We start from the raw sequence: 26,547 nt of genomic DNA, 5'->3' as shown, positions 1-26,547 counted from the left end.
TCACGGCGTCAGGATCCCGCGCCTCCCGTCTGGCCGGCCGCTGCCTGCTGCCGCATCGCCAGCGCGAAGAAGCGCCGGATCTCGTCCATCAGTTCCGCGCGCGCCGACGCGAAATCGAACGCGCGCCGGTGTTCCGGCGTGTAGCGGCGGCGCCAGTCGTCCGCCGCGTGCCGCGCCTCGCGCGCGCGCAGCACGTCGAGTTCCGGCGTGCGCAGCGCGTGATCCGCGATCAGCGTCACGCCTTCTCGGCTCACTTCCAGCACGCCGCCCGCCACCAGGATCCTGCGATGTGCGCCGCCCGGCGCGTCGACGAGCGTCACCACGCCGGGCCGCAGCCGCGTGAGCAGCGGCGCGTGCCGCGGATAGATGCCGAGTTCGCCGCTTTCGCCGGGCGCGCTGACGAAATGCGCGTCGCCGGAATACAGCACCTGTTCGACGCTCAGGATGTCGAGCTTCATCGTGGATTCCACGTGCGCCTCCGTCAGACAGCCGCCGCGCCGGCGACGATCTCGCACAGCTCGGTGGTGATCTGCGCCTGCCGCGTCTTCTGATACAAGTGCCGCAGGCCGTGCAGCACGCGATCGGCGTTCTCGGTCGCGGTCTGCATGCTGAACATCCGCGCGCATTGCTCGCAAGCGTAGTTCTCGACGACGGCCTGGTAGAGCATCGCCTCGACGTAGCGCAGCAGCAGCGTATCCACCGCCGGCTTCGGCGCCGGCTCGTACAGGTAGTCCGACGTCGCGGCGGCGCCCGCGGGCGCGGCACCGTCGAGGCCCGTGACGGGCAGCACCGGGTCGATGCGCGGCTCGTAGGCGAGCGGGCTCGTCAGCCGGTTGTACGCGACGTGCACCTCGTCGAGCTCGCCGGCAACGAACGCCGACAGCGGCACGAGCAGCGCGCCGAGCATCGTGTCGAAGTGCGGCGCGGCGGCGAGGCTGGCGGCGCGTGCGGTGATGTTCGCGCCATAGCGCGCGAGCGGCGCGACGCCGCGTGCGCCGATCACGCTCAGCTCGCACGCGACGCCGGCCTGGTCCCAGCGTTCGAGCGCATCGACGCACTGCACGAGGAGCCGCGCATTGAGCGGCCCGCACAGCCCGCGATCCGTGCTGACGACGATCAGGCCGACCCGCCGCACCGGCGTGCGTTGCGCCATCAGCGCCGACGCGTGATCGGGCCGGTCGCGCAGCACGCGCTCGGCCATCGCCTTGACCTTCTCCGCATACGGCCGGAAATCGCGGGCGCGCTTCTGCGCGTTCGCCATCTTGGTGCGCGCCATCATTTCCATGGCCCGCGTGATCTTGCGTGTCGACGACGTGCTGGCGATCTTCGAGCGGATTTCGCGAATGTGCATGACTTCTCGCGGAGAGCGCGCCGGCGCGGGCCGACGCGCGATTGTGAGGCGGCGCGCGATGCGCCGCGGCGGCGGCCCGTGATGCCGCTGTGTCGAAACCATGCTATCGGGACTTCACCTGATCCGATTGATGCGCGTCAAACATCCGTCCGACGAATCGCACCAGAATCCGTTCACGTGACCACGGAGGTGTGCCCGATGACCGATTCGACCGATTCCACCGATTCAACCCGTTCGACTGATACCCGCCCGCATCGGAAATACGACGCGCTGATCGCGCGCTGTCGCTCGCTCAGCCCGGTGACCGTCGCGGTCGCGCACCCGTGCGACGAGGTGTCGTTGCGCGCGGCCGTCGACGCGGCGCACGCCGGCCTCATCGTGCCGGTGCTGGTCGGCCCGGTCGCGCGGATGACGGCGCTCGCCGCGATGGTCGGCCTCGACCTGTCCGCGTACCGGCTCGTCGATGCGCCGCACAGCCATGCGGCCGCGGCGCAGGCCGTCGCACTGGTGTGTGCGGGCGAGGCCGACGCGCTGATGAAGGGCAGCCTGCATACCGACGAACTGCTCGCGGAAGTCGTGCGCGCCGATTCGGGCATCCGCACCGAGCGGCGCCTGAGCCACGTGTTCATCATGGACGTGCCGACCTACCGCAAGCCGCTGTTCATCACCGACGCGGCCGTCAACATCCGGCCCACGCTCGAGCAGAAGGTCGACATCGTGCAGAACGCGATCGATCTCGCCCACGCGCTCGGCGTCGAGCGGCCGAAGGTCGCGATCCTGTCGGCGGTCGAGACAGTCAGCTCGAAGCTGCCGTCGACGCTCGACGCGGCGGCGCTGTGCAAGATGGCCGAACGCGGCCAGATCACGGGCGGCGTGCTCGACGGCCCGCTCGCGCTGGACAACGCGATCAGCCCGGAAGCCGCGCGGCTCAAGCACCTCGGCTCCGACGTCGCGGGCGATGCCGACATCCTGCTCGCGCCCGACCTGGAGGCCGGCAACATGCTCGCGAAGGAGCTGACCTTCCTCGCCAACGCGGACGCGGCCGGCATCGTGCTCGGCGCGCGCGTGCCGATCATCCTGACGAGCCGCGCCGACAGCGAACGCACGCGGATGGCGAGCTGCGCCGTCGCGGCGCTCCATGCGCATGCGGTGCGCGCGTCCGGCGCACCCGCGCCGGCGATGTCCTGAGCGGGAGGGCGCGATGCAACATCCGGTTCTCGTCCTGAATGCGGGCTCGTCGAGCCTCAAGTTTTCCGTCTACGACACGCGCGACGACGGTTCGCTCGTCGCGGGCGTGCACGGCCAGGTGGACGGCCTGCACACGGCGCCGCGCCTCGTCGTCGAGGATGCGCACGGCGCGCCGCTGGCCGACCGGCCGGTCGCGCAGCCCGGCCATCACGGCGCGATCGACGCGCTGCACGCGTGGTTCGCGGCGCATGTCGGCCGCGACGCGGCGTTCGACGGCGTCGGCCATCGGGTCGTGCACGGCGGGCCGCATTTCGCGGCGCCGGTGCGGATCGACGCGCAGGTGCTCGATGCGATCGCCGCGCTGTCGCCGCTCGCGCCGCTGCATCAGCCGCACCACGTCGACGCGATCCGCGCGGTCAGCGCGGTCGCGCCGGATCTGCCGCAGGTCGCATGCTTCGATACCGCGTTTCATGCGACGCTGCCGGCGCTCGAGCGCGAGTTCGCGCTGCCGCGCGCGCTGACCGCGCAGGGCATCGTGCGCTACGGGTTTCACGGGCTGTCGTACGAATACATCACGACGGCGCTCGCCGCGCTCGACCGCGACTGGACGCGGCGCCGCACGATCGTCGCGCATCTCGGCAACGGCGCGAGCCTGTGCGCGCTCGAGCAGGGCCGCAGCGTCGCGACGACGATGGGCTTCACGGCCGTCGACGGCCTGCCGATGGGCACGCGCACGGGCGCGCTGGACCCCGGTGCGATCCTGTACCTGATGCGTCACGAAGGGCTGAGCGTCGACGAGATCGAGCATCTGATCTACGCGGAATCGGGGCTGCTCGGCGTGTCGGGCATCTCGAGCGACATGCGCACGCTGCTCGCGAGCGACGCGCCCGCGGCCGCGCACGCGATCGACCTGTTCGCATACCGCGCCGCGCGCGAGCTGGGCGCGCTGGCCGGCGTGCTGGGCGGCCTCGATATGCTGGTGTTCACCGCCGGGATCGGCGAGCACGCGCCGCGCGTGCGCGAGCGCATCTGCCGCGGCGCGGCGTGGCTCGGCGTCGAACTCGACGACGCGGCGAACGCGGCCAGCCGGCCGGTGATCTCGAGCGCGGCGTCGCGCGTCACGGTGCGCGTGATCCCGACCGACGAGAACCTGATGATCGCGCGGCATACGCGCCGCGTGCTGGATGCCTGCGCCGTGCCCACCCCGCATCCCGTCGAGTGAGAAGCCGGTGAGCGCCGCCGCGACGATGTTGCGCGGCGGCCGCTGGCCTTATGCTTCGGCGATCGCCTGCGCGAGCGCGGGCGGCGCATCCCCGACCGTGACCGTCGGCGTGCCGTGCCACGCCGCGAGCTTCTTCACCGCCTTCGCGACGTCGCTCGCGAGCCCCGCGCCGATCCGCACGCCCGGCTCGACGTGCACGGCCTTCAGCTCGAAGGTGCCGAGCACGCGATGCGCCTTCGCGTCGACCCGGCCGACCAGCCGCCCGCGATGCAGCACCGGCAGGCAGAAATAGCCGTAGCGCCGCTTGTGCGCGGGCGTGTAGCACTCGATCGTGTAGTCGAAGCCGAACAGCGTGGACGCGCGCCGCCGGTCCCACACCACCGGATCGAACGGCGACAGCAGCGTCGTGACCGTCGAGCGCAGCGTGTCGGCCGCGGCGGCCGGCAGCAATGCTTCGAGCGAGCGATGCACGTAGGCCGGCTCGTCCCAGCCGTCGACCGCGACCGGCATCAGCTCGCCCGCATCGGCGAGCGCATCGAGTTCCGCGCGGTATGAGCGGCGCGGCAGCCGGTAATAGTCCGCGACCCAGTCGGCGCGCACGATCCCGAGCGCGCGGCACGTATGGTCGAGCAGCGCGGGCAGCACCGCTTCGCGCGGCGGCAGGTCGCGCGCGTCGTCCCAGCCGGGCAGCACGCGCTCGCGCACGTCGTACACGCGCTGGAAGTTGCGGCGCTCGGCCACCATCAGGTCGCCGGTCGTGAACAGCACTTCGAGGTGGCGCTTCTCCGGCTTGCGGTCCCACCAGCCGTTGCCTTTCACGCCGTCCTCGCGCGCGAAATCCGCCGAGCGCACCGGGCCGTCCGCGCGGATGCGCGCGAGCAGCCGTTCGATGTCGGCGCGATGGTGCCGGTGCCAGTCGGCCGCGTATTTCCAGCCCATGCCGGACGGATCGAGCATCTTGTAGCGCATCAGGCCGAACTGCTCGATCGGCAGGAAGCACGCCTCGTGCGACCAGTATTCGAACAGCCGCGCTTCGGCGAGATGCTCGTCGAGCCATTGCGGCGCGAACGCGCCGAGCCGGCTGTACAGCACGAGGTACGGGCTGCGCGCGACGACGTGGATCGTATCGATCTGCAACTGCGCCATGCGGCGGATCGTGTCGAGCACGTCGGCCTTGGTCGCCTTGCGGCGCGGCGGCGCGAGCAGGCCCTGCGCGGCGAGATGCAGGGCGCGGGCGGCGGCGGGCGAGAGCGTGAGCATCGGGAGGGCGGTGGAGGATGGCGGTCGGGCACCACTTTAGCGCGAATCCGGCGCGTGCGCCCGATACGTTCCCGCAACGCATCTGACAATCGTTGACAGACGCGTCGTTCGAGATTCCCTATAGTGCATTCCAGAGCGCGCTGCAGTGCGCGCGCCGATTCCGCTTCCGACGCACGATATGTCCATGGCACGCACGAAGCGAATCCGGGTATCTCAACCCCCAACGCGAGACCCGGAGCCCTGAGCGGACATCCACGCGGTTGTGCACCGGCCCCGTGTGGATGTCCGCTGATTTTTTTGTGGCGGCGTTCCCGCCGCTTTCCCGCCGCTTTCCCGCCGTTTTCCCGCTTTCCCCGATTCGTTTCCTACTGGCGCCTGCCTCGCGCGATATCGTCGCCTGCGCCCGGCGGCAGCCTGCGCGTGATCGGAATCGAGGCGAACGAGCACAGCCCGACCACCAGGAACGCGGGCCAGAAATCCGACCAGACCATCTGCGGGTGCCCTTGCGCCCAGTGCGACACATGCAGCACGAGGCCCGCGACGGTGACGCCGAGCCCGAGCGACATCTGCTGGACCACGCTGCCGAGGCTCGTCGCGCGGCCCGCGTCGCGCGGCGAGATATCCGCGTAGATGATCGAATTCAGGCTCGTGAACTGCAGCGCGGGGAAGATCCCGCCGACCAGCACGATCAGCCAGATCGCCCAGGTCGCCATGCCCGGATGGAACACGCCGTACGCGGCGATCGCGAGCCCCGCGAAGGCCGCGTTGTAGATCAGCACCGTGCGAAAGCCGAAGCGGCGCAGCGTATGGGTGGCCGTCGAGCGGCTCATTGCGCCGCCGAGCGCGGACGCGCAGGTGATCAGCCCCGAATGGAACGCGGACATGCCGAGCCCTTCCTGCAGCGCGAGCGGCAGCAGGAACGGCACCGCGCCGAGGCCGATGCGGAACAGCGAGCCGCCGACGACGCTCGCATGAAAGGTCGGGATGCGCAGGAACGTGAGGTCGAGCACCGGCCGCTCCTTGCGGCGCGCGTACGGCACGTAGAGCGCGAGCAGCGCGCCGCCGGCCGCGCACATGGTGAGCGCGTTGCCGCGCGTGGTCAGTGCGCCGTCGATCAGCGTGAGGCCCATCAGCAGCAGCGCGGCGCCGCTCGCCGACAGCAGGAAGCCGAACCAGTCGAGCGGGCCCGGGTCGGGCTCGCGCGTGTTCGCGATGTGCTTGCTGGCGAGGTAGATGCCGTACAGGCCGATCGGCACGTTGATGAAGAAGATCATCCGCCAGTGCAGGTACGTCGTGATGAAGCCGCCCACCAGCGGGCCGACCGTCGGGCCGAACAGCGCGGGGATCGCGAGGTAGTTCATCGCGCGCACGAGATCGGCGCGCGGCACCGCGCGGAAGATGATGATGCGCCCGACCGGCACCATCATCGCGCCGCCGACGCCCTGCACGAAGCGCGCGAACGTCAGCAGGCCGAGGGAGTTGGACGCGGCGCACATCAGCGAGCCGACGACGAAGATGCCGATCGCGGTGCGGAACACGCTGCGGGCGCTGAAGCGATCGGCGAGCCAGCCGCAGATCGGGATGAACACGCCGAGCCCGACTACATACGCGGTGATCGCGATGTTCAGCGTGACGGGGCTGTGCCCGAAATCGCGCGCCATCGCGGGCAGGGCAGTGACGATGATGTTCGCGTCGACGCTCTCCATGAACAACGCACAGGCAACGATGAGCGGTGCTAGGAAGACGGGCGACATGGGCTGGGCGCGCGGTAAAGACGCCATTATGCATCGTTTGCTGCCGATGCGTCACGTATGACAACGGTTGTTCCGCATGTTGCAACAGTTGTTCCTTCGGCGCGGCGGCGCAAGGAGACGACTTCGGCCCGCATGAAGAACGGCGCGCGGCGCCGATGGTTGCGCGGCCATCGATTGCCCCGTTTGACGAAGGGGAAAGCGCGTTCCTAGAATACGAGCGCCGACTCGCTTTCGAAACCCGCCACCGCACCATGCCCCGCACGCCTGCCAGCACACCGATCGCACCGCGCAAGTCGCCGCGCCAGCGGCGCTCGACGGCCACCGTCGATGCGATCGTCGAAGCCGCCGCGCAAATTCTCGAACGCGACGGCTTCGAAGGCTATACGACGAATGCCGTCGCCGCGCAGGCCGGCGTCAGCATCGGCTCGCTCTACCAGTACTTCCCGAATCGCGATGCGCTGACCGCCATGCTGTCCGCGCGCGAAAGCGCGGTGCTGCTCGATGACGTCGCGCGCGCCGCGGCGCTGCCGACGTGCGACGCGATCCTGCATGCGCTGGTGCGCGCGGCGGTCGCGCATCAGCTGCGCCGCCCGGCGCTCGCGCGGCTGATCGATTTCGAGGAGGCGCGGCTGCCGCTCGGCGAGCAGGCGCAGCGCGTCACGAGCCGCATTCACGCCGTGGTGATGATCGCGTTCGGCCAGGACGACGCGCCGCGGCTCGCGGCGCCGGCGCTCGTCGCGCACGACCTGCTCGCGATGATCAAGGGCCTCGTCGATGCGGCGGGCGCGCGTGGCGAGACCGATGCGGATGCGCTCGACGCGCGCGTGTGGCGCGCGGTGCGCGGCTATCTGCGCGAATCGCACGACGCCGCGCTTGCCTGACGCGCGCGTTTCGTGCGACAGTCGGGCCACTTGCGGACATAACGACGCGCATCGATCGACGGCCATCGAGACGAGCGCACCGCGCGAACGAGACCTCGTGCCGACCCACTCACCATCGACAGGAGGGGACACGTCATGACGTCACGTCGTGCCGCATCAACTGCATTCGCTGCTTCGGTCGCATCGTTCCCGTCGCCGCCCGCGCGGCGCGTGCGCTGGGCCGCCGCGCTGGCCGTTGCCTATCTCGCCGTCGCTGGCTGCGCCGCGCAGGCGGACAGCGCGAACCAGGCCGCAAGCCGGGCCGCCGTTCAATCCACCGCGCCCGCTACATCCGCCTCGAGCACGATCCTGCCGCCGCCGAGCCAGCTATACGGCGACCTGTTCGTCGCGGTGCAGACCGCGCAGCTCTATCCCGATCAGAAGACCTTCGTCGATGCGACGCCGGACACCGATCCGGCCGCGCTCGTCCAGCTGTATCAACAGCAGCGATCGCAGCCGGGCTTCTCGCTGAATGCGTTCGCGGGCCAGCACTTCACGCCGCCCGTCGACCAGGGCGTCACGCCGCCGCCGAACCAGACGCTGCGCGAGCACATCGACTGGCTGTGGCCGAAGCTCACGCGCGCGAGCGCGACGGTGCCGCCGTACAGCTCGCTGATCCCGCTGCCGAAGCCGTACGTGGTGCCGGGCGGGCGCTTCCGCGAAGGCTATTACTGGGACACCTATTTCACGATGCTCGGCCTGCAGGTGTCGGGCCGCGAGGATCTCGTCGACGACATGCTCGACAACTTCGCGCACCTGATCGGCACGCTCGGCCACGTGCCGAACGGCAACCGCACGTACTATGCGAGCCGCTCGCAGCCGCCGTTCTTCGCGTACATGGTGACGCTCGCCGCGCAGGCCGAAGGCGACACGGTGGTCCAGAAGTACCTGCCCGCGCTGCGCCGCGAGCATGCGTACTGGATGCAGGGCGAGCGCACGACGCCGCGCGGCGGCGCGGCCCGCCACGTGGTCGCGCTGCCCGACGGCGCGATCCTGAACCGCTACTGGGATGCGAGCGACACGCCGCGCGACGAGTCGTATCTGGAGGACGTGAAGACCGCGCAGGCGGCGCCCGGCCGTCCCGCGAGCGAGGTGTGGCGCGACTTGCGCGCGGGCGCGGAAAGCGGCTGGGACTACAGCTCGCGCTGGCTCGGCGACGGCAAGACGCTCGCGACCATCCGCACGACGTCGATCGTGCCGGTCGACCTGAACAGCCTGATGTTCCATCTCGAGAAGACGATCGTGAAGGGCTGCGCGATCGCGCGCGACGTCGCGTGCGTCGCCGATTTTTCCGCGCGCGCGGCGCAGCGCGCGAAGGCGATCAACCATTACCTGTGGAATCGCCGCGGCTACTACGGCGACTACGACTGGCAGTTGCGCCAGCCGCGCGACGCGATCACCGCGGCCGCGCTGTACCCGCTGTTCGCGGGCGTCGCGTGGCCGGAGCGCGCGACGGCGACCGCACGCGAGGTGCGCACGGCGCTGCTGCAGCCGGGCGGCCTTGCGACCACCACCGCGACCACCGGCCAGCAATGGGACGCGCCGAACGGCTGGGCGCCGCTGCAGTGGATCGCGGTGGACGGGCTGCGCCGCTACGGCGAGCCCGCGCTCGCGAAGGACATCGGCACGCGCTTCCTTGCGAGCGTGAAGCATGTGTATGCGACCGAGGGCAAGCTCGTCGAGAAATACGTGGTCGAGGGCGCCGGTGCAGGCGGCGGGGGTGGGGGAGAGTACCCGTTGCAGGACGGCTTCGGCTGGACCAATGGCGTGACGTTGAAGCTGCTCGGGTTGTACGGCGAGTGATGAACGCGGCGGCCGACCGGCCCGTCTGCTTCCCCGGACCGTTGCGTCGATGCACCGGCCGGGGCAGGCACGCCTTCCCGCTGAAAGGTTCGGGCGCCTATTTCCGGGCGCGAATCTTTCAACGCCCGAAACCCGGAAATATTTTTCCGATAACGGGGATTCCAAGGGTTGACTTCGGTTTCGGGCGATCCATAGAATCGGCCATCTTCACTCTTTGGGCGAACGCCTTGGACGCTTGCAGTAGTCGACCTTCGAACGAGTTTTCCGCCTGAGCGACCGACGTCCGCGCCTTTTCAACGCCGCCGTTTGTCACTGAGGCAAACGGTGCGCGCAGCAGTGCTTCGCAGCAACTCCCTACGTGCACCCTGATTCGCGCCAGACCCGCGTGATGCCATCGCGCATGCGTCGTCTGGTTTCGCCGCCGCCCGGCATGCGGCGCGCGTTCGCGCACGCCTTTCGCAGGCACTGCGCACGCGACGCCCCGCATGCCGGCCGGTGGTCAACCGTGTTCGTCCGGAACACTGAACAGGAGCCGCCGTGAACGACAGTGACAGTTGTCCCTCAAGTTGCCCCTTATGCCGCCAGACCCTTTTCAACCCGGGTCGCAGGGACACTCCGGCCGACTAGCCTGACCTCGCCCAGGCACCGGACTGGCCCCGCGCCCACGACGCGGCGAGCGCCTTTGCTGCCGCCGCACGGAGCCAGACCATAAACTTCGGCCTTCTGCTGTCGCAATTCCCGCGCGTGACGGAATCGCGCGCGAACTACGACGCGATGCTGTCGCTGGATACCCATCGGCCGTCCTTCGGCCGCCTGCTGAACCAGCTGAAATCGTTGTTTCACTGAACACGCCGCGCGCGCCTCGGCATGCGCAGGCGCGGCCGCATCGCGGCCGCGCGTGTCCATCCCAAGGTCACACGCCTGACCGATAACCATTCGCCGTACGGAACACACCATGTCCACGCCATCCAATGTTTCTCCACCGATCGCCGTCGAACGCGGCGCCGTGCTCGACGAAGCCCACCAGGGCGACATCCGCGGCGCGTTCGGCACGATCGCGCATCACGACACCGCGGCGCGCGGCACGTGGTGGGCGCGCGTGCGCACGCTGCTCGCGATCATCGGCCCGGGCCTGATCGTGATGGTCGGCGACAACGACGCGGGCGCGTTCGGCACCTACACGCAAGCGGGCCAGAACTACGGCACGACGCTGCTGTGGACGCTGCTGCTGCTCGTGCCGGTGCTGTACGTGAACCAGGAAATGGTGCTGCGCCTCGGCGCGGTGACGGGCGTCGGCCACGCGCGGCTGATCTTCGAGCGCTTCGGCAAGTTCTGGGGCGCGTTCAGCGTGATCGACCTGTTCCTGCTCAACGCGCTGACGATCGTCACCGAGTTCATCGGCATCACGTTCGTGCTCGACTTCTTCGGGCTGCCGAAGGTCGCGGGCGTGTGCGTGGCCGCCGCGCTGACGATGGCGGCGGTCAGCACCGGCGATTTCCGGCGCTTCGAGCGCTTCGCGATCGTGCTGTGCGTGATGAGCCTGCTGCTCGTGCCGGTGCTCGTGACGATCCATCCGCCGGTCGCGCAGATGTCGCGCGATTTCTTCGTGCCGAACTGGCCCGCGCACGCGAAGCTCTCCGACGTGATGCTGCTCGTGATCGGCGTGGTCGGCACGACGGTCGCGCCGTGGCAATTGTTCTTCCAGCAGAGCTACGTGATCGACAAGCGCATCACGCCGCGCTTCATGAAGTACGAGAAGGCCGACCTGTGGATCGGAATCGTGTTCGTGCTGATCGGCGCGGTGGCGATGATCGGCTTCAGCTCGGCGCTGTTCGGCGGCCGTCCCGAGTTCGGCAACTTCACGGACGCGGGCGGCGTGATCGGCGGCCTGGAAAAATATGCGGGCCGCACGAGCGCGACGCTGTTCGCGGTCGCGCTGCTCGACGCGTGCATCATCGGCGCGGCGGCCGTGTCGCTGTCGACCGCGTATGCGATCGGCGATGTGTTCAAGATCCGCCATTCGCTGCACCGCAACGTGTCGGACGCGAAGGGCTTCTATCTCGTCTACTTCGGCATCGTGGCCGCCGCCGCCGCGATCGTGCTGATTCCGGGCAGCCCGCTCGGCCTGCTGACGGAAGCGGTGCAGACGCTCGCGGGCGTGCTGCTGCCGAGCGCGACCGTGTTCCTGCTGCTGCTCTGCAACGACCGGCAGGTGCTCGGGCCGTGGGTCAACTCGACGAGGCTCAACGTGTTTACCGGCGCGGTGATCTGGGTGCTGGTGCTGCTGTCGATCATCCTGACCGCGTCGGTGCTGTATCCGGACATCAGCGGCACGGCGATCGTCGACGTGCTGGTCGGCGGCACCGTGTTCGCGATCGCGGGCTATCTCGCCACCGTGCTGCTGCGGCGCAACGGGAAAGTGATCGACCCCGGCATCGACCGCGCGCTGCGCGACACGTGGCGCATGCCGTCGCTCGACACGCTCGAACCGCAGAAGATGACGCTCGCGACGCGGATCTGGATGGGCGTGATGCGCGGCTACCTCGTGATCGCGGTCGGCCTCGTGATCGTGAAGGTCGTGCAGATGATGCTGGTCAGGTAGACGGTTCCTCAGCGCGGCGCCGCTGACGGCGCCGCTTTCGTGCGCGCATGCGGGCCTGTCGAGGTTGGCATGCGCGCTTGTTTTTGGCGTCGACCGATTTCCGCTTGCGCAATGCCGGAAGGATGCGGGCGCAACCATCGGCGCGCGCCCGGCACACCGGCCGTTCAGATCAGCTCGAGCTTCGACGTCAGGTAGGTGAGCTGGATCCGGTTCGCGACGCCGAAGCGTTTGCGCAGCTTGCGCAGGTGATAGTCGACGTTGTGCGCGCTGGTGTCGAGGCGCCGCCCGATTTCCTTGTCCGACGCGCCTTCGGCGATGCCGCGCAGCAGTTCCTGCTCGAACGGCGTGAGGCCGTTCACCGAGCGCTCGCGCGACGTCGAGATCAGTTGCGGCGACGCGAACTTGTGCACCGACAGCCCGATCGACAGCGCCTGCTCGACGGTGGCCGGCGTGATCCATTCGCGCGTGCGGCGCGGCGCGGTGAAGCTCATGAACGCATGCAGCCGCGTGCCGGGCACGGCCATCGAATACATGACCCCGCTGCACATCCCGTCGTCCTGCATCGTCTGCAGGAAACCGTCGAGCGCGGCGGCCGGCACGCTCGCGCCGTCGTCGCGCTGCTGGTGCTGCCGGCGCAACTGCTGCAGGTCCCACACGATCGGCATGTTGCACACGCGCGCGCCGAGCGTGCGCGGATCGACGTCGTGATGGCTGTGCCGCACGTAGTCGCCACGGTAGGTCGCGGGCGTGAACGCTTCGTGCAGATAGAGGCTCTCGACGCGGTCGTGCGCGAATTCGAGCGCAAAGTATGCGAACGTGGAGAAGCCGGTGAGGTGCAGCAGGCTCGTGACGATCCGATTGCGCTCGGCGGTGCTCTGCGCCTGCCCGAGCGTGTCCGCGACGCCGAGCCGCGGCGCGTGCGGCTGTGCGGGCTCGCCGCGGTTCACGTCATCGCACCAGACGACCTGCACCGGGCGCGCGCGCAGCGCGTCGGCGCGGCTCGCCGGATCGCAGGAAGGAAATTGAAAGCCTGGGGCGACTGCTTCTTCGTGCAATGCAATTTCGGACATGAGACATCCCTCGGAACCGACGCGCAACGCCGCGACGCCGTTTCGTCAACGGCGGCCCGCAGCGCAGCGATCGAAACATCGTGTGTTATGTACGCCGATCGTCATCCTGACGAAGTGCGGGGGCATTGTACAAAAATGCCTGTGTGCGCGTAATATGCCGTAATACTAATCGCGCTGAAAGTTTCATGCAGAGGCGTGAATCGGATCGTAACCAGATCACAAAAAAAAGACCAAGTCGTGTCGGGGCTGCTGGATAGACCTAATTGGGAAAAGGGGCGGGCTCCTCATGACACATGCTGACGGTACGCCACTCGTCGAGTGGTTCTCGCAGGCCGACCTGGCGGTCGCCGCCGCGTATTCGAGCAGTTTCCAGGCGGCGAACCGGGAGGTTCTTACCGCCATTCAATATGCATCCGGTAAATCCGACCCGGGCGCATTCGACTTTGCGCAATGCCATGCACGTCTGCGACAAATCGGTTTCAGCACGCTCGGTTATGGCGCATATGAAATGATCGGGCGGCGCATTCTCTGCGCGCACCTGTTGCGCGATCTCGCGCCGCCGACGTTCATGCAGCCGTATATCGAGCAGATGCTCTACGAAACCGATCCGCGTTTCGCGCAGGTGCGGCAAAGCGGCTTTCCGGTTGCATGGCGGCTCGACGAGATCGAGGCGGCCGCGCAGCGCGGCGGCGACCGCAAGGTGCTCGCGCTCGCGGGCCACCTGCGCGCGCATGCGATGAACAGCGGCGTGATCTTCAGCCTGTCCGCGCCGCGGCTCGACCTGCGGGTGGCGGTGAACCTGACCGCCGAGGCGCACGACACCGACTGGATCGACGATCGCGTGATCGGCGGTGCGCTGTCGGTCAGCCTCGCGGTGCACCGCGTCGCGCTGCCGTTCCTCGAGGCGCGCATCGCGCGCACGCGCGGCTTCGCGCTCGGCCAGGAGCAGCAGGCGGTGCTCGATCGTCTCGTGCACGGGCTGTCCGACCAGGAGATCGCGAGCGCGCTGCGCACGTCGCTGCACAAGGTCGGCCATCACATCCGCTCGCTCGAAAAACTCTTCAACGTGCAGAACCGCGCGCAGCTCGCGTATCTCGCCGGGCGGCGCCTGCGCGCGTGACGGGAACGGTTCCGGCGGCGCGTCGTGCGGCCTGCCGCCGGGGTTTCGTAGTCCGATTCGTCCGCCCCTGACAAACCGCCCGCCGTGCTACGAGGCGGGTGCCTTTTTCCCCCGTATCCCGTCGCTACACTCGTCGCATTCAAAAGCACCGCGCGCGGCGGGGGCGCGGTCGCCCATGCCCGTTCGCGATTCCGAGAGGGCGACGACACGATGGCAGAACCGAAGGCGCTTCCCCGCGACTGGCAGCGGATGTTTTCCGCCGGCCGCGGCGTGTCCGCGCGCCGCCTCGGCGCGTCGCCGCGCGCCGATCTGTTCCTCGCCGCGTTCATCGTCGCGGTGGTCGCGCTGTTCATCCTGCCGCTGCCGCAGGTCGCGCTCGACGGGATGATCTCGCTGAACCTCGCGGCGAGCGTCGTGCTGCTGACGGTGTCGACCTACGTGCCGTCGGCGGTCAGCTTCTCGTCGTTTCCCGCGCTGCTGCTGTTCACCACGCTGTTCCGGCTCGCGCTGAACATCGCGTCGTGCAAGCTGATCCTGCTGCACGCGAACGCGGGCCACGTGATCGACGCGTTCGGCCGCCTCGTGGTGGGCAACAACGTGGTGGTGGGCGGCGTGGTGTTCCTGGTGATCGCGGTCGTGCAGTTCATCGTGATCGCAAAAGGATCGGAGCGGGTGGCCGAAGTCGGCGCGCGCTTCTCGCTCGACGCGATGCCCGGCAAGCAGATGAGCATCGACGCCGACCTGCGCGCGGGCATCATCAGCGCCGACGACGCGCGCGAGCGCCGCGAGAAGCTCGAGCAGGAATCGCAGATGCACGGCGCGATGGACGGCGCGATGAAGTTCGTGAAGGGCGACGCGATCGCGGGGCTCGTGATCGCGTTCATCAACATCGTCGCGGGGATCGCGGTCGGCACGCTGATGCACGGGATGGGCATCGGCGACGCGCTGCAACGCTACGCGATCCTGACGGTCGGCGACGGGATGGCTTCGCAGATTCCGTCGCTGCTCGTGTCGATCGCCGCGGGCATCGTGACGACGCGGGTCGCGACGCGCGATGCGCGCCAGCGCCAGCTCGGCGAGCAGCTGGGCGAACAGCTCGGCGCGCACCCGCGCGCGCTGATGATCGCCGCGCTCGTGCTGGCCGGTTTCCTGGTGGTGCCCGGTTTCCCGAAGTGGTCGTTCGCGCTGATCGCGGGCGGCCTCGGCGCGTTCGCGTTCACGCAGCTCAAGCGCAAGACGATCGCGCCGAGCTTCAACCTGATCCACCTCGCGGGGCGCATCGGCGCGGCCGACGACGGGCAGCCCGCGAAGGCCGCGCACGCGGCGGGCGTCACGTCGCTGATCGCGGTGTCGCTCGCCGACGACCTGCGCACGAGCCTGAACCTCGCGCAGCTGCAGTCGGCGCTGTCGAGCGCGAAGGCGCGCGTCGATGCCGACATCGGCACGGTGTTCCCGCGTATCACGCTGAACGACGACGAAGGCGCGGCGGCCGGCACCTACCGGATCTATTTGCAGGACGTGCTCGCCGCGCACGGCGCGCTGAAGCCGGGCTGGCTGCTGTGGGACGGCGCGTCGCCGCTGCCGGAGCGCGCGGAGCGCCAGCCGGCCGAGGCGTTCGGGCCGTTCGCGACCGCGCTGTGGATCAAGCCCGACGGCGCGGCGCCGGACGGCAAGTGGCTCGCGAGCGAAGCCGCGCTCGCCGCGCACGTCGAGCAGGTCGTGCGCCGGCATGCGGACGAATTGCTCGGCATCCAGGAAACCCAGGCGCTCGTGCATCTGGTGCGGCGCGACCACCCCGAGCTCGTCGGCGAGCTGACGCGGCTCGTGCCGCTGCAGCGCGTGACCGAGGTGCTGCGCCGGCTGCTCGCCGAGCAGGTGCCGATCCGCAACCTGCGCGTGATCTTCGAGAGCCTCATCACGTGGGCGCCGAACGAGCCCGACGACGTGATCGCGCTGGTCGAGCTCGTGCGCGTCGACCTGCGCCGGATGATCACCGATCGCCACGCGGGCGAGACGCGCCAGCTGCGCGTCGTGCTGTTCGAGCAGAACCTGCAGGAGCGCATCGAAAGCGCGGTGATGCGCACCAAGCAGGGCAATTTCCTCGCGCTGTCGAGCGCGGTGAAGCAGGACATCGGCGAGCAGGTGCGCGCGGTCGTGCAAGCGGCGCAGGCGGCAGGCGCCGGCGGCCCGCACGGCGCGGCGCAGCTCGCGGTGATGGTCGCGCTCGGCGCGCGCCGCTACGCGAAGACGATCCTGCAGCCGGTGCTGCCCGATCTCGCGGTGCTGTCGTACCAGGAAATCGAGGAAGACGTGCAGCTGCACACGGTCGGCTGGGTCAAGAACCCGCCGGACGACGGCACGCTCGGCGCGGGCGCCGACGTGCGTGCACCGGGGGGCGCGCGATGAGCCCCTCGACGATTCTCGATCTCACCCGCCAGGCGCTGATGCTGGTGCTGCTGCTGTCGCTGCCGATCGTCGCGATCGCGACGGTCACGGGCCTCGTCGTCGCGATCCTGCAGGCGGTCACGCAGGTGCAGGACGCCAACATCGGCATCGCGGTGCGGCTGATCGCCGTGATGGTCGCGCTCGTGCTGTTGTCCGGCTGGCTCGGCGGCGAAGTGCTGCGCTTCGCGCAGCAGGCGCTCGAACGCATGTTCGTTTCTTCCACAGGAGTCATTTGATGCGCCGACGCGTTGCCTCGGTCTGGTTCCAACCCCGCGGCCTGCAACGGGCCGCGCTTGCGCTGTGCGCGACGGCGCTGCTGTCGGCGTCGCTGGGCATGACGCTCGCGCAGCCCGCGCGCGCCGCGGATCTGCGCTGGCGCAACAAGCCGTTCACGATCGTCGCGAACGGCAAGAAGATCGCCGATTTCATCCGCGAGCTGGCCGCGTCGCAGGACGTGACGGCGGTCGTCGACCCGAAGGTCGACGGCGTGATCAGCGGCCGCTTCTCGGGCACGCCGCAGCAGACGCTCGACACGATCTGCTCGACCTACGGGCTCACCTGGTATTACGACGGCTCGTTCCTGTACGTCGATCCGGCCGACCAGTCGCAGACGCAGATGATCCCGATCCCGCCGAACGCGGCCGGCGAGGTCGGCCGCGCGCTGCAGGCGATGCAGATCGCCGACAAGCGCTTCACGCTCGTGATCAACGACCGCGCGAACAGCGTGTACGTGTCGGGGCCGCGCCGCTATGTCGAGCTCGTGCGGCAGGCGATCGGCACCGTCGGCGATCCGGCCGCGAACGGCCAGCATGCGGACATCCGCGCGTTCCGCCTCAAGTACGGCTGGGCGTCGGACTTCACGATCAACCGGTCGGGCAAGGAAGTCACGGTGCCGGGCGTCGCGACGATCCTGAACCGCTTGTTCGGCAGGGGCGGCGGCGGCGCGGGCCTGACGCCCGCGAGCGCGCCGCTCGGCCAGGCCGCGCGCCAGGTGAAGCTCGGCTCGGGGCTGACGATCGCGGTGCCGCGCCTCGATTTCCCGGACATCTCCGGCGGCCCGCGCTCGGGCGCGTACGGCGGCGGCAGCAGCGACGCGGCGGGCGCGTTCTCGCCGTTCTCGAGCGCGGGCGGCGGCGACACGCTGCCGCAGATCGTTGCCGACCCGGCGATCAACGCGGTGATCGTGCGCGACCTGCCTGAGAACATGTACCGCTACCAGTCGCTGATCAGCCAGCTCGACGAGCGCCCGCGCATCGTCGAGATCAACGTGACGATCATCGACATCAACGAGGATTCGCTCGACAGCCTCGGCATCGACTGGCGGCTGCACACGAAGCATGGCGACGTGCAGATCGGCAACGGCGCGAGCCCGCTCTCCGGCAACTCGCAATTCAACGGCGCGGGCAACCCGCCGCTCACGTTCGGCGTCGGCACGAGCGAGACCGGCCAGACCGGCGCGTTCATGCCGACCGGCATCGCGCTCACGGCGTCGATCGGCGGCTCGCTGCGCAACTACCTGCTGACGCGCGTGAACGCGCTCGCGCAGAAAGGGCAGGCGCAGCTGCATTCGAAGCCGAAGGTGCTCGCGCTCGACAACACCGAGGCCATCCTCGAGAACCTCACGCAGTTCTACGTGCAGGTGCAGGGCTACCAGGATTCGTCGCTGTACAGCGTGACGACCGGCACCAGCATCAAGGTCACGCCGATGATCGTCGACGAGGCCGCGCGGGCCGCCGCCGCGGCGGCCGGCAACCCGCAGAGCGTGATGATGTCGATCGACATCCAGGACGGCAACATCGTGCCGGGGGCGTCGGTGTCGAACGTGCCGGTGATCCAGCAGCGCAACATCGTCACGAAGACGATGATCGACGAAGGCAAGAGCCTGCTGATCGCGGGCTTCAACGACGACGAGGTGCGGCTGAACAAGAGCGGCGTGCCGTGGCTGTCGGATATTCCGCTGATCGGCAACCTGTTCAAGTACACCGACAAGTCGGGCAACCACATGGAGCGCTTCTACCTGCTGACGCCGCGCGTGGTGACGGCCGCGTCGATGTACGCGCCGGACGGCGCGCCGGTGAACCCGGGCGCCGGCGCGGCGGCGGGCCCCGAAGGGCTGTCGATGTACCGGCCGCCCGACAACGACGTCGCGGTGCCGCTGACGCCGAAGCCGCTGCCCGGCACGAAGTTCGGCCCGCCCGCGCTGCCGCTGCCGCCGCCGCCGAAGGACGCGGCCGCGCAGCCCGCGACGGCGACGACCGCAGGAGCATCCACCCATGTCGACGAGCATCACTGAACCGCACGGCGGCGACGGCATGGCGCCCGGCGGCGCGGGCAGCGGCGCGGCCGCGCCCGCGCTCGTCTCGCCGTGGAACCTGTGCTTCCTGAGCGGGCCGATGTACGGCCGCACGATGTCGCTCGCGCGCGGCGCGAACTGGATCGGCACGTCGGCCGATTGCGAGGTGATCCTGCCCGATCGCGAGATCGGCGCGAAGCAGGTGTGCCTGCAGGTCGGCGCGCTCGCGGTGACGGTGCAGGACCACGGCGGCGACGCCGGCGCGCCGGTGCTGTTCAACGATGCGCCGCTCGGCGCGGGGCGCCGCTCGCTGACGCCGCAGGACGTCGTGACGGTCGGCTCGATCCGGCTCGGCATCGCGCGGCACGCGCAGGCGAGCGTCGCGGTGCCGGACGAGCGCGACGCGCCCGAGGCCGCGCGCGAGGCGGCCTGGCTCGGCTGGCTCACGGGCGGGCTGCGCCGGCTCGGCAGCCGGCGGCTCGTGCTCGCGGTCGTTGCGCTGTGGGTCGGCGTGCTGCTCGGCGCGCTCGGCTACGGGCTCGTCGCGTGGTCGGGCCGGCTGCCGTGGCAGCACGAATCGGTGCTCGCGCGCACGCACCGGCTGCAGCAGCTGCTGCATGCGTACCCGGAACTGGCGGTGACGCCGCGCGACGACGGCGTGATCGTGTCCGGCTACGTGAGCGACGCGGCCGCGCGCGAGCGCGTCGCGCAGATCGTCGCGGGCGTCGACAACGCGGCGCTCGGCAACCTCTACGTGGTGAGCGATCTCGTCGCGACCGCGCAGACCTATTTCAGCGACACGGCGCTGACGGTGTCGTATCTCGGCCGCGGCCGCATCGAGCTGACCGGCACGGCCGCGCGCGCGCAGATCGAGCCGCGCATCCGCAACTACATGAAGGACGCGCGCCCGGCGCTGGAAGTCGTCGATCACGTGGGCGATGCGCAAGCCGCCGCGCCGCGCGTGACGGCCACGCTCGGCGGCACCGCCGGGATTCCGGAGATTACGACCGTGTTCGCGGGCGACGGCGACCAGCGCTACATCGAGACGGTCGACGGCAACCGCTATTTCGAGGGCGCGAAGCTGAAGGACGGGCCGACGGTCGTGTCGATCGGCGCGGACGAAGTGGTGTTCGAGCGCAACGGCCAGCGGATCACGATGCCGCTCGGCGGCGTGCCGGCAGCCGCGCCCGAGCGCGCGCCGGCGCCGCCGGTGGCACCGCTTGCGAGCGGCGCGGCGGCGGGTGTCGCGCAGCCGGTGCCGGGGCCCGTGCTGCCGGGCGCGCATGCAGTGGCAAGCGGGGCGGCGCGATAGCGCCGCGACGAATCAGGCGCCGCGCGCGATGCGCGGGGCGCGACGGACGCGAGGCGCCGCCTGCGGGCGGCGGCTCACGTGGCCGGCGCAGCATGGGGCTGCCGCCGGCGTGGACTGGAACCTTACGTAAAGGAGCGAAACATGGGTGGCTCGACAGGCGGTGTGACGAATACGGGCGATGTCCAGAAGCAGGCGGACGACCTGACCAAGACGCAGCTGGAGCTGACGAAGATCAACTTCCAGGTGCAGCAGTCGACGGCGACGTTCGAAACCAGCAACGCGGTGACCGCGCAGGAGGGGACGGCGAACGCCCAGGTTGCGCAACACCTGAGTTCCGCCGGCCGCGCATGACGCCGGCCGCCGGCCGTGCCGCGCAGGCGGCGCGGCCGGTTGCGGACCGGTCGGCACGGATGGACACGACCCGCAGCAAGGAGGACAGATCATGTCAGTGACAGGCGTAGGCGCGCCGGGCGCGGCCGCGCTCGCGAGCGGCGCGCAGCAGCAGGCGGGCGCGGCGTCCGACCCGGCGCAGGTCCGGCAGTTCGACGCGCTGATGCAGCCGGGCGCGCCGGCGGCGGATGCATCGGCCGCCCATGCGTCGGGCGCGTCGGCGCGCGCCGCGCAGGTGCGGCCCGATGCGGCGCCGGCGGTGCGGATGACGCCGGCCCAGGCGAACGCGTCGTCGCTCGTCGAGCGTTTGCGCACGTACGGCAACGACCTCGACGCGCGGTACGCGAACATCGACAGGCATCGCACCGAGATGCTGACGTCGATGGCGGACAACCGCAGCGACCCGCTGATGACGATGGTGAAGGCGATGGATTTCCAGTGGACGGCGACCACCACGATTTCGGAATACCAGTTGAGCCTGTCGGTCGCGCAGGCGGCGAACGGCTTCACGCACACCGTGCTGAAGACGCAGGAGTGACGCACAGGGGCGCGCGTGGCCGCGAGGCGGCGCGCGCCGGGAACGCGGACAAACGATGACGACGATCGATTCGACGCCGCGCGCTGCCGCGTGGCGCAGCCGGGCGGCGCGCGCGCTGCTCGCGGGCATGCTCGTGCTGCTCGCCGGCTGCCAGAAGGAGCTGTACTCCGGCCTCACCGAGGTCGATGCGAACCAGATGATCGCGGTGCTCGGCGATGCGGGCATCAGCGCGGCGAAGGACAACGACGCGCGCGATGCGTCGGACCGCAGCGCGTGGCAGGTGAGCGTGGCGGACGGCGACCTGCACGCGGCGCTCGGCGTGCTGCGCGCGAACGGGCTGCCGAAGCCGAGCTACGCGAGCCTCGGCGAGCTGTTCCAGAAGCAGGGGCTCGTCTCGACGCCGGCCGAGGAGCGCGTGCGCTACCTGTACGGCGTGTCGCAGGACCTGTCGCGCACGCTGCAGGACATCGAGGGCGTGGTGGTCGCGCGCGTGCAGGTCGTGATCCCCGAGAACGACCCGCTCGCGGACAAGATCCGGCCGTCGTCGGCCGCGGTCTACATCCGCTACCGGCCCGGCATCGACCTGCGCGCGATGGCGCCGATGGTCAAGGATCTCGTGGCGCACAGCATCGAGGGGCTGCAGTACGACAACGTGTCGCTGTTCCTGCAGCCGGCCGCCGAGCGCGCGGCGCGGGTCGACGGGATCGCCGGCGCGCTGACCGACATCGTGCGGCTGCGCTCGCCGCTCGGCTGGCTCGTGTTCGCGCTGATCCTGCTGACCTGCGCGGTGATCGCGCTGTCGGCCGCGCGGCGCGGGATGTTCGGCGCGCGGCTCGCGGGCCTCGTCGGCGCGGCGCGCGGCGCCAACCCGCCGGCCGGCGGCGGCACGCTGCGCACGCCGGACGGCGCGCGCGACGGCGCATGAGCGATCCGCACGCGCCGCACGCGGCGGGCGATGCCGCGCCGCTGCCCTGGCTGCAGCCGCTCGCGCCGCCGCCCGCCGCGCGGCGCGGCGCGTTCTACGGGCTCGTCTGCGACTTCAACCTGCGGCCCGACCGCTACCTGCACGTGACGCGCGTGCCGGCCGACTGGCCCGCGCGCTACCGCTCGCCGGACGCGTTCGGCGCGGCCGGGCGGAAGCTCGTCGCGCGCCACCTGCTCGACGCGCACGGCGTCGCGCAGCGGCACGACTTCGACGCCGCGAACCCGTGCGCGCGGCTCGCGCTGCTGCCCGGCGCGGCGCTCGAACAGCTCGCGTCGTATGCGGGCCTGCTGCTGCATCGCGCGTGGCTGCGCGACGCGCTGCCGGTGCGGCGGATCCGCGCGGAAATCGCCGCGAAGTTCGGCGGCGATGCGCTCGACCTCGCGCTCGAACGCGCGCCGGCCTTCGACGCGCTCGCGGAGACGCTCGAGCCGTGGCGCGGCGAGCCGGCGGCGCTGCCCGCGGCGATCCGCGCGCGCGGCGGCCGGCTGCTCGCGGATTTCATCGGCGCGTCGGGCGATGCGGTCGCGCGGCGCGTGCGATTGAAGTTCAACCGCGCGATCGACGACGAGGCGCCATACTGGCTGAACCGCGCGCAGCGCGACCAGTTCGGCGAACTGCTGTTCCTGTTTCTGATTCCCGAGAGGCTCGCGTCATGGGACTGGCTTTTCTGATCACGAGCGACAACCTGCAGCTGTTGTCGGAGCGCAAGGTGCTCAAGGAGCGCGAATACGCGGCGCTGCTCGATGCGTCCGCGGTGATCGCGACCGCGCACGAGGAGGCGGCGCGCATCGTCGCCGATGCGCAGCGCGAGTTCGACAAGCGGCAAGCGGCCGGCTACGACGAAGGGATGCGGCGCGCGCAGCGCGAGGCGGCCGCGCACGCGTATGCGCAGTCGCTCGCCGCCGCGCGTACGATGGAATCGATGAAGGATGCGATGGCCGACATCGTCGTGAAGGCGGTGCGCGTGATCGTCGGCGAGACGAGCACGCAGAAGCTGTACGAGGCCGCGCTCGCGCGGATCGTGCCGCTCGTGCGCGACGAGCCGTTCCTGACGGTGCGCGTCGCGCCGGGCCGCGAGGCCGAGATGCGGGATGCGCTCGCGGGCGCGTTCGCGGCGCAGTCGGCGCGGCAGAAGATCCGTATCGTCGAGGATGCGCAGCTCGAGCGCCATGCGTGCACGGTCGAGACGCCGTCGGGGCGCATCGATGCGAGCCTCGACCTGCAGATCGACGCGCTGCGGCAGGCGATCCGCCGCGACGCGCTGAAGGGCGCCGCGCGATGAGCGCGCCGTTCGACGCGGCCGGCGTGCCGATCGGCCAGGACCACGACGACGCCGACGTCGACGCCGCGCCGTTCGACCGCGGCCGCCTCGTCGACGAGCTCGACGCGGGGCTCGCGTTCTTCTCGCCGGTGTCGGTGCAGGGCCGCGTGAACCATGCGGTCGGGCAGATCCTCAACGCGACCGGCATCCGCGCACGGCTCGGCGAGATCTGCGAGCTGCGCACGCCGAACCAGCCGACGCTGCTCGCGGAAGTGGTCGGCTTCTCGCGGCAGACGACGCTGCTCACGCCGCTCGGCGACGTCGCCGGGCTGTCGCCGGAAACCACCGTCGTGCCGTCGGGCCGCGAGCACGTGTTCGCGGTCGGCGACGGCCTGTTCGGCCGCGTGCTCGACGGGCTCGGCCGGCCGCTCGATGGCCGCGGGCCGGTGGCGGGCGCCGCGTGGGCGTCGACGCAGCAGGATCCGCCGAACCCGCTCGCGCGGCAGATGATCGACACGCCGTTCGCAACCGGCGTGCGCGTGATCGACGGGCTGATGACGCTCGGCGTCGGGCAACGGGTGGGCATCTTCGCGCCGTCGGGCGTCGGCAAGAGCACGCTGCTCGGGATGATCGCGCGCGGCGCGCAGGTGGACGTCAACGTGATCGCGCTGGTGGGCGAGCGCGGCCGCGAGGTGCGCGAATTCATCGAGCACAGCCTGTCGCCGGAGGTGCGCGCGCGTTCGATCGTCGTGGTGTCGACGTCGGACCGCCCCGCGATGGAGCGCGTGAAATCCGCGCTCGTCGCGACCGCGATCGCCGAGCATTTCCGCGACGCGGGCCAGCGCGTGCTGCTGCTCGTCGATTCGCTGACGCGCTTCGCGCGCGCGCAGCGCGAGGTCGGGCTCGCGAGCGGCGAGCCGCCGACGCGGCGCAGCTTCCCGCCGTCGACGTTCGCGGTGCTGCCGCGCCTGCTCGAACGCGCGGGGCAGGGCGCGCGCGGGTCGATCACCGCGCTGTACACGGTGCTCGTCGAAGGCGACGAGGAATCCGACCCGATCGCCGAGGAAGTGCGCTCGATCCTCGACGGCCATATCGTGCTGTCGCGCAAGATCGCGCTCGCGAACCGCTATCCGGCGATCGACGTGCTCGCGAGCCTGTCGCGCGTGATGCCGCTCGTCGCGAGCCGCGCGCACCAGCAGGCGGCCGCGCGCGTGCGCGAGCTGATCGCGAAGTACCAGGAGATCGAGCTGCTGGTGCAGATCGGCGAATATCGCGAGGGCAGCGACCGGCTCGGCGATCTCGCGCTGCGCGCGCGCGACGCGATCGCCGCGTTCTGCGCGCAGGCGTCGCACGAGGACGTGCGCTTCGACGCGTTGCTCGCACGCCTGACGAAGCTGGCGAACGACCATGTCTGAAGCCGACGACCGCGCGGTGCTTGCGACGCTTGCGCGCCTGAAGCGCGTGCGGGAGATGCGCAGCCAGCTCGCGCGCGTGGCGGCCGCGCGCCAGCAGGGCGTCGCCGCGCAGAGCCGCCGCACGCTCGATGCGGCGCATGCGCGGCTCGCGCAGCACGTCGCCGCGAAAGCGGCGGTGCAGACCCGGCTCGCGGATGATGCGCGCGAAGCGCGGGCGCTGCAGAACGCGGCGGCCGACACGCGTACGTTCGATTGGCATATCGGCACCGCGAACCATTCGGTGCGCGAGGCGGCCAGCGTGCATCGCGGCCACGAAGCGGAACTCGCCGACCTGCAGCGCGCCGCGCGCAAGGCGAAGGCCGCCGAGGACAAGCTCGACAAGGCCGGCGAGAAGGCGCTGCAGGCGCGCGCCGCGCGCGTCGAGCGCGAAGCCGACGACGTCGCCGACGACGTCGCGATGCGGCGCTTCGCGACGGCGGGTGCGTGGGCGAAAGGGATGGGCGGCGATGCCGATGCGGCGCTCGCCGCCGTGTTCGATGCGGAGATGGCGGGCGAGGCCGCCGCTGGCGATTCGTCGGATGGGGCGGGACACGCAAACGTACCCGTCACCGTAACCGCACAGGGCCGCGGTGACGACGTCGACACCGATGGCGCCGGCCAGCATGCCGCGGGCGTCGCGTGGTCCGGCGGGGAGCGCATCGCCGCCGGCGAACCCGGCCGCCGCGATCACGCCGAGGGCCGCCGCGCCCGCGCCGTCGCATCGGACGAGCTCCCGCCCGCCCCCGCCGCGGAGCGCCGATGCTAGACCACGCGACGGGTTTCAACGACATCGCCGGCACGCTGCGGCCGCTGCTGTACGTGATGCCGCGCCTGCTGCCGATCATGTTCGTCGTGCCGGTGTTCAACGAGCAGATCATCACGGGGCTCGTGCGCAACGGGATCGCGGTCGTGATCGCCGCATTCGTCGCGCCGGTGATCGACCCCGCGCAGGTCGCCGCGCTGCCGTTCCTGATGTGGTGCCTGCTGGTCGCGAAGGAGGCGGTGGTCGGCATGCTGCTCGCGGGCGCGTTCAGCGCGGTGCTGTTCGCGATCCAGGGCGTCGGCTACCTGATCGATTTCCAGACCGGCAGCGGCAGCGCCGCGTTCTTCGACCCGATGGGCGGGCACGAGGGCGGCCCGACGTCAGGCTTCCTGAATTTCGTCGCGATCGCGCTGTTCGTCACCGCGGGCGGGCTGCAGGTGCTCGTGCAACTGTTCGCGCAGTCGTACGCGTGGTGGCCGATCGGCTCGCTCGGCCCGGATTTCTCGTCGATGCTGCAGACCTTCGTGGTGCGTCAGACCGACACGATCTTCGACTGGATGGTGAAGCTGTCGGCGCCGGTCGTGATCGTGCTGGTGCTCGTCGAGCTCGGCATCGGCCTCGTCGGGCGCGCGGTGCCGCAGCTGAACATCTTCGTGTTCGCGCAGCCGGTGAAGAGCGCGCTCGCGATGCTGATGATGGTGCTGTTCCTGCCGGTCGTCTACGCGTCGCTGCATGCGCTGCTGAGCCCCGACAGCGGATTGATGGCGCTGCTGCGCGCGCTGTTCGCGCCGCCCGGCGTGACCTGACGGCGCGCGC

23 protein-coding genes are annotated in these 26,547 nt (G+C 70.4%); 18 read left to right on the top strand and 5 right to left on the bottom strand.

Annotation, left to right across the window (positions count from 1 at the left end; all coding sequences use genetic code 11):
• Positions 1 to 8: 8 nt before the first annotated feature.
• Both atpC and atpG read right to left on the bottom strand, forming a co-directional pair.
• Positions 9 to 470, bottom strand: a complete 462-nt coding sequence (gene atpC, locus HWY45_RS25860) for an ATP synthase F1 subunit epsilon (RefSeq protein WP_059804480.1) — start codon at positions 468 to 470, stop codon at positions 9 to 11.
• Between the two features lie 11 nt (positions 471 to 481).
• Positions 482 to 1,351, bottom strand: a complete 870-nt coding sequence (gene atpG / locus HWY45_RS25855) for an ATP synthase F1 subunit gamma (RefSeq protein ID WP_059805030.1) — start codon at positions 1,349 to 1,351, stop codon at positions 482 to 484.
• 198 nt (positions 1,352 to 1,549) lie between these two features.
• Here atpG and HWY45_RS25850 point away from each other — a divergent pair, with 198 nt between their 5' ends.
• Positions 1,550 to 2,539: a phosphate acetyltransferase gene (locus HWY45_RS25850; protein WP_059880205.1), complete on the top strand. Its 990-nt coding sequence runs from the start codon at positions 1,550 to 1,552 to the stop codon at positions 2,537 to 2,539.
• Between the two features lie 13 nt (positions 2,540 to 2,552).
• Positions 2,553 to 3,761, top strand: a complete 1,209-nt coding sequence (locus HWY45_RS25845) for an acetate/propionate family kinase (protein WP_059880102.1) — start codon at positions 2,553 to 2,555, stop codon at positions 3,759 to 3,761.
• 48 nt (positions 3,762 to 3,809) lie between these two features.
• Here HWY45_RS25845 and HWY45_RS25840 read toward each other — a convergent pair whose 3' ends face one another.
• Complete coding sequence (locus tag HWY45_RS25840; RefSeq protein ID WP_059804490.1) at positions 3,810 to 5,021, bottom strand: winged helix-turn-helix domain-containing protein; 1,212 nt, start codon at positions 5,019 to 5,021, stop codon at positions 3,810 to 3,812.
• 365 nt (positions 5,022 to 5,386) lie between these two features.
• Complete coding sequence (locus HWY45_RS25835) at positions 5,387 to 6,775, bottom strand: MFS transporter (RefSeq protein WP_059804494.1); 1,389 nt, start codon at positions 6,773 to 6,775, stop codon at positions 5,387 to 5,389.
• 251 nt (positions 6,776 to 7,026) lie between these two features.
• Between HWY45_RS25835 and HWY45_RS25830 the strand changes: the two genes are divergently transcribed.
• The 3 genes from HWY45_RS25830 (at position 7,027) to HWY45_RS25820 (ending at position 12,100) form a co-directional block, all read left to right on the top strand.
• Complete coding sequence (locus HWY45_RS25830) at positions 7,027 to 7,656, top strand: TetR/AcrR family transcriptional regulator (protein WP_059880100.1); 630 nt, start codon at positions 7,027 to 7,029, stop codon at positions 7,654 to 7,656.
• A 135-nt stretch (positions 7,657 to 7,791) separates the two neighbouring features.
• A complete protein-coding gene (gene treA / locus HWY45_RS25825) occupies positions 7,792 to 9,498 on the top strand; it encodes an alpha,alpha-trehalase TreA (protein WP_059880097.1) in 1,707 nt (568 codons plus the stop codon).
• Between the two features lie 955 nt (positions 9,499 to 10,453).
• Positions 10,454 to 12,100: an NRAMP family divalent metal transporter gene (locus HWY45_RS25820; RefSeq protein WP_059880094.1), complete on the top strand. Its 1,647-nt coding sequence runs from the start codon at positions 10,454 to 10,456 to the stop codon at positions 12,098 to 12,100.
• A gap of 164 nt (positions 12,101 to 12,264) precedes the next feature.
• On the opposite strand, the gene HWY45_RS25815 is transcribed toward HWY45_RS25820, so the two are convergent.
• Positions 12,265 to 13,170, bottom strand: a complete 906-nt coding sequence (locus HWY45_RS25815; RefSeq protein ID WP_059563048.1) for a helix-turn-helix transcriptional regulator — start codon at positions 13,168 to 13,170, stop codon at positions 12,265 to 12,267.
• Positions 13,171 to 13,456: 286 nt separating this feature from the next.
• Here HWY45_RS25815 and HWY45_RS25810 point away from each other — a divergent pair, with 286 nt between their 5' ends.
• The 13 genes from HWY45_RS25810 (at position 13,457) to sctT (ending at position 26,537) form a co-directional block, all read left to right on the top strand.
• Positions 13,457 to 14,290 (top strand): autoinducer binding domain-containing protein, encoded by an 834-nt coding sequence (locus HWY45_RS25810; protein ID WP_059563047.1) that lies wholly within the window; start codon positions 13,457 to 13,459, stop codon positions 14,288 to 14,290.
• A 210-nt stretch (positions 14,291 to 14,500) separates the two neighbouring features.
• Complete coding sequence (gene sctV, locus HWY45_RS25805) at positions 14,501 to 16,696, top strand: type III secretion system export apparatus subunit SctV (protein WP_059880092.1); 2,196 nt, start codon at positions 14,501 to 14,503, stop codon at positions 16,694 to 16,696.
• Positions 16,693 to 16,971, top strand: a complete 279-nt coding sequence (gene sctS / locus HWY45_RS25800; RefSeq protein ID WP_059804510.1) for a type III secretion system export apparatus subunit SctS — start codon at positions 16,693 to 16,695, stop codon at positions 16,969 to 16,971. The genes sctV and sctS overlap by 4 nt, the downstream gene beginning before the upstream one ends.
• A complete protein-coding gene (gene sctC, locus HWY45_RS25795) occupies positions 16,971 to 19,028 on the top strand; it encodes a type III secretion system outer membrane ring subunit SctC (RefSeq protein WP_059880089.1) in 2,058 nt (685 codons plus the stop codon). Before sctS ends, sctC begins: the two co-directional genes overlap by 1 nt.
• Positions 19,009 to 20,340 (top strand): type III secretion system inner membrane ring subunit SctD, encoded by a 1,332-nt coding sequence (sctD, locus tag HWY45_RS25790; protein ID WP_059880087.1) that lies wholly within the window; start codon positions 19,009 to 19,011, stop codon positions 20,338 to 20,340. Before sctC ends, sctD begins: the two co-directional genes overlap by 20 nt.
• 141 nt (positions 20,341 to 20,481) lie before the next feature.
• Positions 20,482 to 20,691, top strand: coding sequence for a hypothetical protein (locus HWY45_RS25785; protein ID WP_026043875.1), 210 nt, complete (start codon positions 20,482 to 20,484; stop codon positions 20,689 to 20,691).
• 91 nt (positions 20,692 to 20,782) lie between these two features.
• Positions 20,783 to 21,268 (top strand): hypothetical protein, encoded by a 486-nt coding sequence (locus tag HWY45_RS25780; RefSeq protein WP_059880084.1) that lies wholly within the window; start codon positions 20,783 to 20,785, stop codon positions 21,266 to 21,268.
• 55 nt (positions 21,269 to 21,323) lie between these two features.
• A complete protein-coding gene (gene sctJ / locus HWY45_RS25775) occupies positions 21,324 to 22,193 on the top strand; it encodes a type III secretion system inner membrane ring lipoprotein SctJ (protein WP_059880082.1) in 870 nt (289 codons plus the stop codon).
• Positions 22,190 to 22,924, top strand: a complete 735-nt coding sequence (locus HWY45_RS25770; protein ID WP_059880078.1) for a SctK family type III secretion system sorting platform protein — start codon at positions 22,190 to 22,192, stop codon at positions 22,922 to 22,924. The genes sctJ and HWY45_RS25770 overlap by 4 nt, the downstream gene beginning before the upstream one ends.
• Positions 22,906 to 23,535 carry a type III secretion system stator protein SctL gene (sctL, locus tag HWY45_RS25765; RefSeq protein ID WP_059880075.1) on the top strand — a complete coding sequence of 210 codons (630 nt, stop codon included), beginning with the start codon at positions 22,906 to 22,908 and terminating at the stop codon, positions 23,533 to 23,535. The genes HWY45_RS25770 and sctL overlap by 19 nt, the downstream gene beginning before the upstream one ends.
• Positions 23,532 to 24,929 carry a type III secretion system ATPase SctN gene (gene sctN, locus HWY45_RS25760; RefSeq protein ID WP_059880072.1) on the top strand — a complete coding sequence of 466 codons (1,398 nt, stop codon included), beginning with the start codon at positions 23,532 to 23,534 and terminating at the stop codon, positions 24,927 to 24,929. The genes sctL and sctN overlap by 4 nt, the downstream gene beginning before the upstream one ends.
• Entirely contained in the window at positions 24,922 to 25,734 is an 813-nt protein-coding gene (locus HWY45_RS36965) for a hypothetical protein (RefSeq protein WP_230947024.1), read from the top strand. The genes sctN and HWY45_RS36965 overlap by 8 nt, the downstream gene beginning before the upstream one ends.
• A complete protein-coding gene (gene sctT, locus HWY45_RS25750; protein WP_059880069.1) occupies positions 25,728 to 26,537 on the top strand; it encodes a type III secretion system export apparatus subunit SctT in 810 nt (269 codons plus the stop codon). The genes HWY45_RS36965 and sctT overlap by 7 nt, the downstream gene beginning before the upstream one ends.
• Positions 26,538 to 26,547 lie beyond the last annotated feature (10 nt).

This window comes from Burkholderia stagnalis (assembly GCF_902830275.1).
Taxonomy (GTDB): Bacteria; Pseudomonadota; Gammaproteobacteria; order Burkholderiales; family Burkholderiaceae; genus Burkholderia; species Burkholderia stagnalis.
This window is presented reverse-complemented; position numbering and strand designations above follow the sequence as displayed.

Bases quoted from the DNA above. Each gene is read 5' to 3' on its own strand.
- atpG (WP_059805030.1), bottom strand. From the start codon at position 1,351: ATGCACATTCGCGAAATCCGCTCGAAGATCGCCAGCACGTCGTCGACA.
- HWY45_RS25850 (WP_059880205.1), top strand. From the start codon at position 1,550: ATGACCGATTCGACCGATTCCACCGATTCAACCCGTTCGACTGATACC.
- HWY45_RS25845 (WP_059880102.1), top strand. From the start codon at position 2,553: ATGCAACATCCGGTTCTCGTCCTGAATGCGGGCTCGTCGAGCCTCAAG.
- HWY45_RS25840 (WP_059804490.1), bottom strand. From the start codon at position 5,021: ATGCTCACGCTCTCGCCCGCCGCCGCCCGCGCCCTGCATCTCGCCGCG.
- HWY45_RS25835 (WP_059804494.1), bottom strand. From the start codon at position 6,775: ATGTCGCCCGTCTTCCTAGCACCGCTCATCGTTGCCTGTGCGTTGTTC.
- HWY45_RS25830 (WP_059880100.1), top strand. From the start codon at position 7,027: ATGCCCCGCACGCCTGCCAGCACACCGATCGCACCGCGCAAGTCGCCG.
- treA (WP_059880097.1), top strand. From the start codon at position 7,792: ATGACGTCACGTCGTGCCGCATCAACTGCATTCGCTGCTTCGGTCGCA.
- HWY45_RS25820 (WP_059880094.1), top strand. From the start codon at position 10,454: ATGTCCACGCCATCCAATGTTTCTCCACCGATCGCCGTCGAACGCGGC.
- HWY45_RS25815 (WP_059563048.1), bottom strand. From the start codon at position 13,170: ATGTCCGAAATTGCATTGCACGAAGAAGCAGTCGCCCCAGGCTTTCAA.
- HWY45_RS25810 (WP_059563047.1), top strand. From the start codon at position 13,457: ATGACACATGCTGACGGTACGCCACTCGTCGAGTGGTTCTCGCAGGCC.
- sctV (WP_059880092.1), top strand. From the start codon at position 14,501: ATGGCAGAACCGAAGGCGCTTCCCCGCGACTGGCAGCGGATGTTTTCC.
- sctS (WP_059804510.1), top strand. From the start codon at position 16,693: ATGAGCCCCTCGACGATTCTCGATCTCACCCGCCAGGCGCTGATGCTG.
- sctC (WP_059880089.1), top strand. From the start codon at position 16,971: ATGCGCCGACGCGTTGCCTCGGTCTGGTTCCAACCCCGCGGCCTGCAA.
- sctD (WP_059880087.1), top strand. From the start codon at position 19,009: ATGTCGACGAGCATCACTGAACCGCACGGCGGCGACGGCATGGCGCCC.
- HWY45_RS25785 (WP_026043875.1), top strand. From the start codon at position 20,482: ATGGGTGGCTCGACAGGCGGTGTGACGAATACGGGCGATGTCCAGAAG.
- HWY45_RS25780 (WP_059880084.1), top strand. From the start codon at position 20,783: ATGTCAGTGACAGGCGTAGGCGCGCCGGGCGCGGCCGCGCTCGCGAGC.
- sctJ (WP_059880082.1), top strand. From the start codon at position 21,324: ATGACGACGATCGATTCGACGCCGCGCGCTGCCGCGTGGCGCAGCCGG.
- HWY45_RS25770 (WP_059880078.1), top strand. From the start codon at position 22,190: ATGAGCGATCCGCACGCGCCGCACGCGGCGGGCGATGCCGCGCCGCTG.
- sctL (WP_059880075.1), top strand. From the start codon at position 22,906: ATGGGACTGGCTTTTCTGATCACGAGCGACAACCTGCAGCTGTTGTCG.
- sctN (WP_059880072.1), top strand. From the start codon at position 23,532: ATGAGCGCGCCGTTCGACGCGGCCGGCGTGCCGATCGGCCAGGACCAC.
- HWY45_RS36965 (WP_230947024.1), top strand. From the start codon at position 24,922: ATGTCTGAAGCCGACGACCGCGCGGTGCTTGCGACGCTTGCGCGCCTG.
- sctT (WP_059880069.1), top strand. From the start codon at position 25,728: ATGCTAGACCACGCGACGGGTTTCAACGACATCGCCGGCACGCTGCGG.